Origin of the sequence: Paenibacillus xylanilyticus (assembly GCF_013359935.1) — a bacterium.
Taxonomy (GTDB): Bacteria; Bacillota; Bacilli; order Paenibacillales; family Paenibacillaceae; genus Paenibacillus; species Paenibacillus xylanilyticus.
The window spans coordinates 1-11,525 of record NZ_JABMCB010000193.1; the positions used below are offsets into that span (position 1 = coordinate 1).

Here is an 11,525-nt window from a genome sequence, read left to right on the forward strand (position 1 = left end):
CAGCCTGCTTCAAATACACCAGCGGAATGCCATAGGCGGAAGCGATCTTTTTCTGGAGCGCTTCTCTATCAAGCTTTTCGTTTTCCATGCTCATCCTTCTTCCTCAATGAGTTATTCATATCTATATATTTTGCATAACTGACCCACCAAGAAGTTTTCCTGGTATATCAAGGCTTCAGCCCACATTCCATTTTTGAGTTATACACTCCCTATCTATGAATAACTCATAATCCAAAGGGGTTCATTGCTGCTTCTGTCTTTACGATTTCCGAACTCCTTAACGTACATTCTGTCGTCTCCTTCCAGCATCTTGGTATCTTGCATACTTGCTTAGTGCCTGCCCATTCTCCCCATATGCAGCCTTTACAGCGTTCTGGCTGTTCGGGGGATGAAATAGTTACAGGTGGAGACTTCCTAGTTGATTTAGTTAACATGTCGTTCCCCCTATTATCCCAATCGCTTGGGAAAGAACAAAAAAAGCCACCCAACATTGGATGACTTGAAAAAGAATATGAAGAAAACCCGATGTGGCCTTGCCAGGACCCGCCCCCAGCTGCTCCTTGATAGGCCATAATAGTATCCGTATTTCTATCCCGCCCGGATGAAGCGGCTGTGGGGAATCTAACCCCATTCCCACACCGCACCCTTGACGATCCACGTCTAAGGATAACCCATCCCACAGCACAGCCGAGTTGCCCACGGGATAACGGTGCTAGGCACACCGGGGAAGAACTTTCCTTCCCTATGTGCCTAGTGTAGGGGTGTTTCACCGTCAATCGGTCGTCAACATGCAGTCAAGTTACCGTCATTTTACCGTCACTTTTAGGAGGGCCAGAGCATGCCGCAGTCCTTCAAAGTGTTGGCAATACTCTTTAATCCTTTCTTGATGCGTCTGTCCACAGTGCTTTCACTCAGCCCTTCATTCCGGAAGCGGGCAACTGTATACTTGCGGCGGGTCGCTTTCACATACTTATGATTAATTATGTCCCTTGCTTCTTTATCCATGATTGCATTTATGGCCGTTTCCACTGCACTAATCTGTATGGAGTATGAAGCCTGCTTGGAAGCCTGTTCCGCTGTCACCCCCTCCAGATTGTTCAATACTTTTAGAGTCGCCTTCCATTGTGGATAGTCAAATGTCAGCAGCTCCACAACTCGATCGATGTCCCGATCATTCGCACTTGGAATCAATTCCATCTGGATCATCACCGCCCCCATGCTCTGCACCCTTTCCTGATTGTTCAGTTAGTCTCTTATTTTCAACGAAAAGTAATGTGGCTTGTTTCTGCCAGTACGCTACAGACTCTGTGAGAGAGTCAATTTCACTCTGTAGAATCTTCATGTGCTCAGTGAATTCCTTATCTTGGTTGTAAATAGCGTCTCTGTTGCTATCCGCCAGCGCTTTATACTTATCAAGCTGCAGGAGTACCGCACAGAATAATTCATAGTCGGACTCATTAAAACATTCCCTTGCCAGACCGTCTATTTGGGCTTGTGCTGCTTCCAATGTCGGTTGGGTCATTTTGCCACCGCCTGACCTTGTTGAAGCTCTCTATACACATCCTCGGGGATTTGAGTAATAATTGCAGTCGGCCGGATGCGCTTCTTCTCCGATATCTCAGCAATTGCTCTCGCTGGATGGCTGCTTTCGAACAATTCCACTACCTCACCGTTCAGCTCACTTTTAAAATATCTTGTCCTTACCATGTTTCTCCCCTCCATTGCACATTGTTATATGTTCAAAATATAAATCTGAATCATCCAACTCTTCATCATCAATGCGGATGATTTCGAACACCCGGTGACAAACCGGGCATTCTACTGTATCCCCCAACTCATAATCAATGTTCATTATGGTGTCCCCTATTCAAAACATCCGTGCCTTTCGGTATGAAGCACCCCATCCACCATCTTGTAATGGGATCTCGTTTGTTATCTCCAAGCTACTGGGGGAATAAGGCGCCGTCACACATGCAGGGTCGAAATCTATAACCTTTTGACCTTTGCGATTTGTACGGTATTTCACAGGCCGGTTATCATAGCACCAAAGCATGTCATCCTGGATTTGTTGGACAACTACCATTTTCCCTTTATCTATTCCGTTTTTGAGTCGGCACACAATCCCAGGCTTAAATTCTTCAAAGTAGAAGAACAGGAAGACCATACTTCATCACAACTCGGCTTTCATTCGATCAATCAACCCATTTGTGGCGGCCTTATACTTAGCGTGCAATTCTTCATCGGTTTTACCGACAATCTCCAAAGCACTAAGTAGATTAGCGAAGGCATCATTCAGGTTTTTAAAATGCGCTTTGAATATGGCCGCTTCTTCACCTGTCCCCTGTGCCACCTTCTTCCGGAGTTCCGCCAACTCGGCCTCGATCTCTGCCGGAACCTTCTCCACAATAGCGGGAACATCAATAGGCTTCGCCTTCAGTTCCTGTTCAAGCTTCTTAATCTGTGCTAACGAATCAGCATGTTCCTGTTTCGCCTTCTCAAGTTCTTCCTGAAGCGCGGTGGCTTGTCCGTCGTCTTCACCCGATTCCGCTTTAGCCGCTGCAGCTGCCGCTTCCTCTGCTTGGGCTTCTAACCGTTCAACAATCAAAGCATGGTCTGCCTGTTGTGCTTCCAGTTTCTCTCGAAGCTTCTGCTCCTTCTCCATAGCCTTCTTGGCCTTCTCAGCTTCCGCCTGAGCTGCTTTGAGGGCCTTCTCAGCATCCTTACGTGCCTTGACCGCTTCCTGTAGTTCACGAGTGGACATACTATCCACATCATTTTCCTGTACGAAGGCTTCTCGTTCCTCAGCCGGGATCCCAAGCAATGCCACAGCCTGCGTGTAGTTCAAACTTCCAAGCGCTTGGGAATCAGCGTTATCTCCAAACAAAGTAAGCTGATCTGATCCGTATTCTTTGAATATTTTCATGAGGTTATTGGCTGTAGATTGTTTATAATCAACAGAATCAGCCAGCCAGTTCATCCACTCACCATGAGGCATCATTTCTTTGGCTTCTGTGAGTCGTCTTCCAATCTCAATGGAGCTGTGAAGTACAATTTGTTTCGTGTGGTCCTTAATGCTATTGATCTCAATTGCAATTGTCTCGATAGTGCGGATGGCTAATTGGCTCATACTGCTACCCCCTGATTTGTTGATTTTGCTTTCTTCAGCTTCTTTTTCTTGAATTGTTCGATAAAGTCAGAGACATCTTTCGTCATGCTTACATTTCGCATCCCTCTGCACTGGACTACATCGCCTTTCTTTACCTCCAATGTGTAGAAGGGTTTTAACGGCTCACTTTCTTTCCGAACTAAGAAAATGTCGCAGGCTCCTGAAGCGTACTTCTCAGCGTAGCCACCTACACAATGTTTAAGGATCTTGCCTTCTTGGACTAATTCATCAGTCGAATTGGCAGGCCTGAGAAGGATGCCGTTATGTCTAAATGAGAGAGCTTCTAACTCGTTAGCCCGTTCAGCTATCCGTTTATCACGACCCTTGTCCCGAATGACGATAACTTTTCGTGCTGTCTGCTGGTGCGCCCTCTCAAGATCGTTCGGGAAGAGTACACTTGATTTGCTAGTGTCTAAACCCAATTCAAGACACTCACGAAGATAATCCCGGTATTCGATTAGGACATTAAAGCCTGTATAGTGTCCGCGTTTGTTATTGCGGATTTGTTTCAAGAAATATCGCTTAATATCAGCATTGGTAAAATGGCCATCAAGTGGGGGCATGTTTAGTAAGACGGCCAATTCACTTCTTTCACTCAGAGCAGATAACCCGTTCAACTTGAAAGCATCCTCCCAGGAGGGGGATAACCCGTCCTGTTTAAGTAGTTGATAACTCCGAAGAGTACTAAATTGTAGATGGTGTCCCCCGCGCCGAAGCTCTTTAATCTCTGCTTTTGTCAATCTCAGCACTTTTTCCGGGGTATCACCGTTCCAATTTACTGCCCCAAATGTGGGTAGACCCTCAATCTTCCCTCTAACGAGGTGTGCCAAGCCAAATTTAGTAAAGAACTCCATGCATTTGTATCTTGAAGCAAAGTCAAACACCTCTACTCTATCCGTAATGCTGTATTGCTCCCATGTACAATATTGGAACGGCGTTCCTTGAACAGCAGCAGCTATATTATCGACGCTATGATAACTGTGAATATTGCTCATACTTTGTTTCGTTTCTGAGAAGGGCTTCTTACTCTCGACCCATTTAGCAGAACGATTCCACCAGTGCATTTTACGGACATGCTGCCCTGGCTTGCCCCATTCAAAAAGGTAACATGTGACTACGGTAGATTTTGTTTCGGTTGTACGGAAGTCCCCTCTATAGTCTCTTTCTGAATAAATCCCCTGCGCTACTATGATGTTCGGGTCCACCAATGATTTTTCGTACCACAGCAGATATGATTCATCATGCAGCTTCGAACGGCCTCTTCCGCTTGCTTTCACTTGAGCTGCAGCATGGCAATGTGGGCATTCTGCAATTTTCCCATGACGCAATCCCTCAGAAGCATGATCGAGCTTACAGTTTGTACAAAAAGCATACTGTTGCCTGCCTTCACGATGAGTAAACAGATACACGCTCCAGTCCATTACTTGATGGGTGATGTACTTTTGTAAATCAGGGCTTATCTCCGTAGGAAAGTGTAAGAAGAATTTGTTGTTATTTTTCATGTTCAGCCCCCCCTATAAAAACTCATCCAGTGTGACATCAAACCGCGCAGACTTCTGTTCAACTGGTTGGGGGGATGCAGCTGCTACACCTTGAAGCCCAAAGTAATTCAGTACAATTGCAAATCCTTCCTCATCGGTCAGCATAGCCATCCCGCCAACAGCTTTTTTCTTAGCCTCTGCCTGCATAGCAAGCAAGCTCTTCGCTATCGTTTTGTCGGCGGACAGGATCTGATCAACAGAACCAGGATTCGCCTGAAGATGTTTGATTAGGAACTCCCCAATCAGTTTGATATATGTGTTTGATCCTTTACCTTCCATTTCAGCTTTCAGCTTTGTTATTGCAGCTTCCATGCTTCATCCTCCGTTCAATTTTTCTTTTTGACCCAGGCAAACGCACGTTCACTGCCCGAATCTTGTATCACATAAGACACGCCTTCCGGAACCATCCTATCTGGTGCCACAGCTAACATGCCGTAATCTGTTCGAACTTCCGTATCTGCTGCTACTGGATCCAAGGGAGAGATGACCAGCTTTAACCGATCCAACATGTACCCTTGATTTACCAGTGAAGCAACGGCCCTATCTATCCGTGCCCTCATCCCATAACCGGCATATGATTGGCGTACCTCAATGGCCGTCCGTTCCAATTGGGTGAGCTTGTCTGTATCAAGTTGTTCAACAGCCCGCGAGAACAAAGGGACGTATCGGAATTGATCCTTCACCTTGGCTGAATAAATGTATCCGGCAGGAGGTTCATCGTCCGCCACACTAGCCCCCAGCTCCCTGCAGCGTTTAAGCCCCAATAAAATGTCACCTATTGGCCGTTCCATATGCCAGCGTCCGCCCGGAACCCATTCACCGTTGACTTCTACCTGACGCGGAACGAATATTGGAATACCGCGATTCGCCACTTCTTGCTTGTTCAACCATCGGTGTAGTGGATTCATTAGCGTTCACCCGTCTTTGCCGCCTGCGTAGCTGCGGCATTACGCATCATTTCTGCAAACTCTTCATCACTTGGACCAGAATCAGGGTTTGTATCATTTTGAACAATCGGGATTTCAGTTTTTCCGCCCCCGCCGCCGGAACCCTTTCCGCGTTTTGCCTTATCCGAACGCATCTCTAAAACCAAAGTACCGAATTTTTCCCTGAACTTTCCGCCAGAAAGCACATTTTTTCGCCAAAACACGCTTGTTGGTAGCCAATCCATCACATCACGAATGAGATTCTTATCCTGCTGCCCGTCAACTTCGACCAGCAGCCGGAAATCATCCGCCCATGTCTGCATGTTCGACCGTTTCGTCAAATGCGCGATTCCTTCAGCTTGCGCGAATCCATCAATTTTTCCTTTTAGGTAATTCGCCATTTTCAGAAACGGGCTGTTTTCGTCATATTCCGGCTTTTTTCGAGACCCTTTTTTCCCGGTTTTACCTTTTTCACTTTTTCCCGATTTTTCGCCTGGATCTTTCGGATCGGCCGGATTTTCGGTGGTTGGTTCGGATTTCGGGTCTTGATCATCGTTTTGATTTTGCTGTTGGTTTTCGTCTTGGGGTAAATCTTTTTTTATTAATTCTTTTTCTTTATCTAACTCTATATCTAATTCTTTATATACCGGGACAGGGGGTGGACGTCCTTCATCTGTCCCCGGGTTGTCCCTAGGTATGTCCCCGGGGACATCAGTCTTTCCCGCTGCTTCAGCTGCCTTTTTAGCGGCAGCCATTTCACGCTGTTTCGCCTTTTTAGCAGCAGCCTTTTTCCGACTTTCAAGAACCTGTCCGCCAATGTTATGCCAGTTCAAAACCTCATATCCATCAAGGGTTTTACCTATATAGTTAGCCTCGACAAGTGCATTAAAAAACACTTCGGGATCACCTTCAAAATGAGCAGCGTCAGCCAAATCAATTGGCTCAAAATTGCTTATGTTTCCATCGGGTGCCCAATCCATTGCCCACCACCAAATCATGTGTAACGAACCCACTGCCCGGGGTATATCCAACCCTGTCAAACGACAGAATTTCTTCGTCTGGGGGTCCCTATCAGTCGCCTGATAACTCTTAATCCATAACATCTATGCTGTTCACCGCCTCCTGCAAATGGACTCACTCAGGACAGACATGCGACATCCCAGATATGTCCCCACACTGTCCCCTGCTTGTCCCCGGGGACATCCTAGGGACATCCAAGGGACAAGGTGCGTCCTATTTCCAATGTTCTTGACCCTCTCCGACTGTGTAATAAATGAAAAGTTCTGCCTGCTTGTCCACTTTCCACGCTCGCCCTTCGGCGGTTTCATCTGCCCAGTTATGACATGTACCCGTTGCCGTTTTAGGACCACAGAGGATAACGATATTCCAAGGGGCTTTACCTGTTCCATACTGACTGGCGTTAATCATGTGGCAACGCTCGAACCAATGCTTTGGCCTACTGCACCCACAACGTTCACAACATACATATCCCGCCTCGCTTGCGCGTCTGTATGCCTCTTTATCAACCTTATTGCTGATAGATGTATGTTGTTTCTGAGTTGGCTTGAACCGCTTGTGGTTCGGTTTAGGCGTAGGGAGAAATTCAAACTCAGCCATGTACTCCGCCTCCTGTTATATGCATTTCGACCCTCACCCGAAGGCGCAGCTCATAAATCTTCTCTTTTACCGAATCAAGTTCGTTCTTCCAATACATCTTTTGTTCCAAGGCGTCTGCCTCAATCATGCGTAGTTCCGCTGTGGCCTGTGCTGCAGCCACTTCTTTCTCACCCCGCTTGGCTCTTGCTCTGGCCTCAGCATCCACATTGTCCCTTAGTACGTGAATCTTTGCGTGATCCCCGGTTTTCTGTGCTGATACACGTCCCATTAGCATATGGGCGTCAGTTAGAAGACGGACCTTCTCAATCATTCCGCCTGGAGAGTCTTCGTCGTACTGATCAGCCTGCTTCCGTAGCCGCTTAATCTGCCTTACATATTCATCGATTTCATCTGCTTTGGTTCGCGACGTGTTCAGTTCACGGAGATAATCGTTTATGCCCACCGCATTACCTCCTTGCGTTGTTAATTGAATTTTGATATGATTGCCGTATAATTTTTTTGTGAAGTTTCAGACCAAATGACTACGCGGACCAGGCGTGGTCATTTTTCGTTTATAAGGGCAGCGTATTCTCTGCGATGACGATCGTTACAAAATTTCAGCTTTCCTGCTTGAACATAACTCTCTCCATACTTGATACGTTGGAAGCACAACGGGCAATTCCCGATATCACTTTTGAATTTCTTTTTACTTACAATCGGGCCGCCTTCGGATTTTTGAATTTCACCTTCGATCTTTTTCCTTTTTGCCTGCAGCTGCATGATGAGACTTTTGTCTGTAGCGTCAAGGATCTTTCTGCAAATTTCGTTATGCTGTTTGCGAAGTTCCCGCCTTTTGTTCTTCAAGACTGTTCCCTCCTTCAGCAATAGTGAGATAAGCAAGCGATTCATCAAACCAATTCGCTGTTTCTGGGTAATCAAATTGCATCTGTTGCAGGAGTTTGATGCGCTGCTGTAACCCCTGATGTATTGACATATTGCTCACCCTCCTCTATTCCAAGATCCTTTTTAAGATCCGATATTTCCTTGTCAAGCCAGCAGTTTCCGGCGTCCATCGTGTGTACACTATCACGAAAATTAATCAGACTTTGTAGGTGGACCCATGCAAACCAATTAATCGTTCCCATTCATTGGACCCCTTTCTTCAGTTCATACAAGTTCCAACACATCGTTACTGGCACAATACATCGTTTCTTATGCTGCTATTGAGCTCTTTCTTCTCTTCTGAAGTAATTAGCAGCCCTTTGCTCAGCTCTCCAAGCTTCCAAATCAGCAAGGCGGAATTTTATTGTGGGTCTTCTTGAACCAGTTGCCCCGTAACGTTCATGGGGGATTCTGCCTTCCTGGCACATGCGATAAATCATTTTTTCAGAAATCCCAATGTGCTTTGCTGCTTCGATCACGTCAAGCGTTTTGTCTATTAGCCCAGAAAACTCTGCTTTGAGCCTTTTCTCAGCAATCGCAACTTGCTCATTCACGATAGACCTGATAGCATCTTCAAGAGCATATAGAATTTTCTCCATAAGAACTCTCCTTTCTAAGTGTGCTATAATGCATTTTAAATATGGCCTCTTACCAGATCATCAACGGTACATCCAAGAGCATTAGACAGTTTTACTAATGTCTCAGCATATGGGCCTTGCTTTTTCTTTCCGATGCTGTAAAGGGCCGATACGGCAACTCCGCTTTCTTTGGATAGGCGGTAAATTGTCCATTCCTTCTTATCAATCAACCTTTTAATATTTGCTTCGATTTCCAACCCCATGTGATCACCTCCTGAACACATACTATAACTCTATGGTGTTATATACAATCGGCGTTATAACCCAAAAGAGTTACAAAATCCGACATTCTCTCCCGTTTACTTTGATTCGCTTGACTTATCTCCCTTTTCTGTTTTATTATAACTTCATAGAGTTATAACACATTAGAGTCATATATAGGAGGCATTTTAGGTGGATTTAGCAGAAAAGATATTAGAACTAATGGATGAACAAGGTATCACTAAGTACCGACTCTCTAAAGAAACTGGTGTCTCCTATACAGGTCTTACTAAGATTCTTTCTGGACAAACAAAGCACCCTCAAATTGATTCGCTTCAAGCAATTGCAAATTTTTTCAGTAAACCACTTGATTACTTTATGGATCAAGAAGAAGAGCAGCCCTCTCCTGATTGGGCCACTCCAAAAGATCTAGCGGACATCAAAAAAATTCTTGAAGAAGATCAACCCGTCTTGTTTGATGGCGTGCCAATCACCGAAGAAAAACGACAAAGAGCCATGGATATCCTTACTGGACTGCTTTGGGAAGCTAAAGAACTTAACAAGAAAACCTATGGTCGCAAGAACAAGGCAACCCCTAAAGACGAAGAGTAGGTGACTCCTTTGGATGACATCATTCATAAGCTTGTTCGTAGATTCAAAACAAACGATCCTTTTGTAATCGCCAAAGGTCTGAACGTATTAGTTAGACATGCTGAGCTTGATCCTGGTACTAGAGGGTTTTACTACAGGCGGTTACGAAGGCGGTTTATTGTTATTCATAATGGTCTATCTGAGGAATGGCAACGTGTAGTATGTGCCCATGAGCTTGGACATGATCGACTCCATTCAGGCTTGAGCCAATTCTGGATTGATGAGCACACATTTTTCAACATGGGGAAATATGAACGACAAGCCAATATATTTGCAGTGAAACTTCTAACTCATTCGATTGAACGCCAATCAGGAGAGACAAGAGAGGCTTACTTACTTAGGTGTGGCGTACCGAAGCAACTGCATAACTTGGAAATGTAACTTTGCGCTTTCCAGCCGCAAGGCTGTTTACCATACACAAAAACAGAACTGATGTTCGGAACGGAGGAAAAGAAGTGGCAAAAGGAAGTATAGAAAAAAGAGGGGAAAACAAGTGGCGACTTACAGTTGACTTGGGGTTAAACAATGACGGCAGTCGTAACCGCCCACGTAAGACTATAACTGTCGAAGACAAGGCTTTACTGAAAACAACTAAAAAGCTCAAAGATTATTTAGATGACGAGTTAGCCAAGTTTAAACAGGAAGTTCTTAGCGGCAGTTACATCGCCCCCTCCAAGCTCACATTTAAAGAGTTCTACGAAAACGAATGGAAACCTAAAGACGCCGAACCACGATTAAAGCGGACGACGTACTTATCACACTGTTCTAAAATCGAAAATCATGTATTGCCGGTAATCGGACATTTGAAGCTTGATGAGATCACGACAATGAGGCTTGTAACGCTTTTCAACGATTTACGGAAACCCGGTGCCCGGATTGACAAGCGAGGCGGTAAAGAGACCATTAGTTCTCGCACAATTCAATACATTTATGATGTAACCATGAGCATATTCAAAAGAGCTGTTGAATGGAAAGTCCTAAATGAGAATCCATTGGATGGTATACAACGTCCGCAGGTAAGTAAGGAAGACAAGAAAGCCCGAAAAGAGAGGAAGAACTTTTTCGAAGAAGAAGAAGCCACTGAGGTTATTGATACATTGATCAAAAGCGATACTCACTGGAAGCTTTATTTCCTTGGTGCAATTATTGGAGGTTTCAGGCGGGGTGAATTAATTGCGCTCGATGAGGACGACTGCGACTTTGTAAATAACCGTTTGCGCATCGATGAGAGTATTTCACATACCCAGAATGGACAAGCAGACATAACAGACACAAAAAACGAAGCGTCCGACGATTATGTAGATATGCCACAATGGTATATGGATCAGCTCGCGGTTCATCTCAAAGCCATGCGCAAATTACGTTTTGAAGCAAAAGCACAGGGAAAATGGAAAGGCGGAGATCGGAACTTTGTGTTCCATTCAGGTACAGGAAAACCCTATTACCATACATCACCATCTCAACAGTGGAAGATATGGTGTGAACGGAACGGATTCCGGAACGTATCTCTACATGGGCTGCGTCATACGAATGCAACCTATTTGCTAGGTCAGGGAGCATCCATAAAAGAGATCCAACATCGACTGCGACACTCGACATCTCAGGTGACCACAGATACTTATGCACATGTCACTAAGAAGTTAAGTCGAAAAACAACGGCGCACCTCGATGTATTCGCTCCTAAAGTTCGTCCCCAATCCGTCCCCAATGAGGAAAAATCCACTCGTTCCCTTTGAATTAGGCATGCTATTTTAAATCCATAAAAAAGAAAAACCCCTTATGCGACAAGGGATTTCAGGGTTGTTTATGATGCCGAGGACCGGGATCGAACCGGTACGGTAGTCACCTACCGCAGGATTTTAAG

The 11,525-nt window shown here is 45.2% G+C and carries 19 protein-coding genes; 3 read left to right on the forward strand and 16 right to left on the reverse strand.

Annotated elements, in window-relative coordinates; translation table 11 throughout:
• Nucleotides 1–822 precede the first annotated feature (822 nt).
• The 16 genes from HP552_RS22435 to HP552_RS22505 form a co-directional block, all read right to left on the reverse strand.
• Nucleotides 823–1,218: a hypothetical protein gene (locus HP552_RS22435; RefSeq protein ID WP_175397625.1), complete on the reverse strand. Its 396-nt coding sequence runs from the start codon at nucleotides 1,216–1,218 to the stop codon at nucleotides 823–825.
• On the reverse strand, nucleotides 1,172–1,522 hold the full coding sequence (locus HP552_RS22440; protein WP_175397626.1) for a hypothetical protein: 351 nt from the start codon (nucleotides 1,520–1,522) through the stop codon (nucleotides 1,172–1,174). The genes HP552_RS22435 and HP552_RS22440 overlap by 47 nt, the downstream gene beginning before the upstream one ends.
• Complete coding sequence (locus tag HP552_RS22445; protein WP_175397627.1) at nucleotides 1,519–1,707, reverse strand: hypothetical protein; 189 nt, start codon at nucleotides 1,705–1,707, stop codon at nucleotides 1,519–1,521. The genes HP552_RS22440 and HP552_RS22445 overlap by 4 nt, the downstream gene beginning before the upstream one ends.
• Nucleotides 1,685–1,852 carry a hypothetical protein gene (locus tag HP552_RS22450; RefSeq protein WP_175397628.1) on the reverse strand — a complete coding sequence of 56 codons (168 nt, stop codon included), beginning with the start codon at nucleotides 1,850–1,852 and terminating at the stop codon, nucleotides 1,685–1,687. The genes HP552_RS22445 and HP552_RS22450 overlap by 23 nt, the downstream gene beginning before the upstream one ends.
• Nucleotides 1,853–1,867: 15 nt before the next feature.
• The gene (locus HP552_RS36015) at nucleotides 1,868–2,164 is read right to left on the reverse strand and encodes a hypothetical protein (protein WP_512698968.1); all 297 of its coding nucleotides are present in this window, start codon (nucleotides 2,162–2,164) and stop codon (nucleotides 1,868–1,870) included.
• Between the two features lie 6 nt (nucleotides 2,165–2,170).
• A complete protein-coding gene (locus tag HP552_RS22455; RefSeq protein WP_175397629.1) occupies nucleotides 2,171–3,127 on the reverse strand; it encodes a DUF3102 domain-containing protein in 957 nt (318 codons plus the stop codon).
• Nucleotides 3,124–4,668 (reverse strand): PcfJ domain-containing protein, encoded by a 1,545-nt coding sequence (locus HP552_RS22460; RefSeq protein WP_175397630.1) that lies wholly within the window; start codon nucleotides 4,666–4,668, stop codon nucleotides 3,124–3,126. Before HP552_RS22460 ends, HP552_RS22455 begins: the two co-directional genes overlap by 4 nt.
• Before the next feature lie 12 nt (nucleotides 4,669–4,680).
• A complete protein-coding gene (locus HP552_RS22465) occupies nucleotides 4,681–5,019 on the reverse strand; it encodes a hypothetical protein (protein ID WP_175397631.1) in 339 nt (112 codons plus the stop codon).
• Nucleotides 5,020–5,033: 14 nt separating this feature from the next.
• Nucleotides 5,034–5,615, reverse strand: a complete 582-nt coding sequence (locus tag HP552_RS22470; protein WP_175397632.1) for a hypothetical protein — start codon at nucleotides 5,613–5,615, stop codon at nucleotides 5,034–5,036.
• Nucleotides 5,615–6,613, reverse strand: coding sequence for a phage replication protein O (locus HP552_RS22475; protein ID WP_175397633.1), 999 nt, complete (start codon nucleotides 6,611–6,613; stop codon nucleotides 5,615–5,617). The genes HP552_RS22470 and HP552_RS22475 overlap by 1 nt, the downstream gene beginning before the upstream one ends.
• Nucleotides 6,614–6,866: 253 nt before the next feature.
• Entirely contained in the window at nucleotides 6,867–7,250 is a 384-nt protein-coding gene (locus HP552_RS22480; protein ID WP_175397634.1) for a hypothetical protein, read from the reverse strand.
• On the reverse strand, nucleotides 7,243–7,692 hold the full coding sequence (locus HP552_RS22485) for a hypothetical protein (protein ID WP_175397635.1): 450 nt from the start codon (nucleotides 7,690–7,692) through the stop codon (nucleotides 7,243–7,245). Before HP552_RS22485 ends, HP552_RS22480 begins: the two co-directional genes overlap by 8 nt.
• A 98-nt stretch (nucleotides 7,693–7,790) precedes the next feature.
• Entirely contained in the window at nucleotides 7,791–8,093 is a 303-nt protein-coding gene (locus HP552_RS22490) for a hypothetical protein (protein WP_175397636.1), read from the reverse strand.
• Nucleotides 8,056–8,223 carry a hypothetical protein gene (locus HP552_RS22495; RefSeq protein WP_175397637.1) on the reverse strand — a complete coding sequence of 56 codons (168 nt, stop codon included), beginning with the start codon at nucleotides 8,221–8,223 and terminating at the stop codon, nucleotides 8,056–8,058. The genes HP552_RS22490 and HP552_RS22495 overlap by 38 nt, the downstream gene beginning before the upstream one ends.
• Nucleotides 8,224–8,449: 226 nt before the next feature.
• A complete protein-coding gene (locus HP552_RS22500; protein WP_175397638.1) occupies nucleotides 8,450–8,770 on the reverse strand; it encodes a helix-turn-helix transcriptional regulator in 321 nt (106 codons plus the stop codon).
• A 35-nt stretch (nucleotides 8,771–8,805) separates the two neighbouring features.
• Complete coding sequence (locus HP552_RS22505) at nucleotides 8,806–9,012, reverse strand: helix-turn-helix domain-containing protein (protein ID WP_175397639.1); 207 nt, start codon at nucleotides 9,010–9,012, stop codon at nucleotides 8,806–8,808.
• Nucleotides 9,013–9,202: 190 nt separating this feature from the next.
• Here HP552_RS22505 and HP552_RS22510 point away from each other — a divergent pair, with 190 nt between their 5' ends.
• From HP552_RS22510 to HP552_RS22520, 3 genes are all read left to right on the forward strand, one after another.
• Nucleotides 9,203–9,622, forward strand: coding sequence for a helix-turn-helix domain-containing protein (locus tag HP552_RS22510; protein WP_175397640.1), 420 nt, complete (start codon nucleotides 9,203–9,205; stop codon nucleotides 9,620–9,622).
• A 9-nt stretch (nucleotides 9,623–9,631) separates the two neighbouring features.
• Nucleotides 9,632–10,042 (forward strand): ImmA/IrrE family metallo-endopeptidase, encoded by a 411-nt coding sequence (locus HP552_RS22515; protein ID WP_175397641.1) that lies wholly within the window; start codon nucleotides 9,632–9,634, stop codon nucleotides 10,040–10,042.
• Between the two features lie 74 nt (nucleotides 10,043–10,116).
• Nucleotides 10,117–11,397, forward strand: coding sequence for a site-specific integrase (locus tag HP552_RS22520; protein ID WP_175397642.1), 1,281 nt, complete (start codon nucleotides 10,117–10,119; stop codon nucleotides 11,395–11,397).
• Nucleotides 11,398–11,525: the final 128 nt, after the last annotated feature.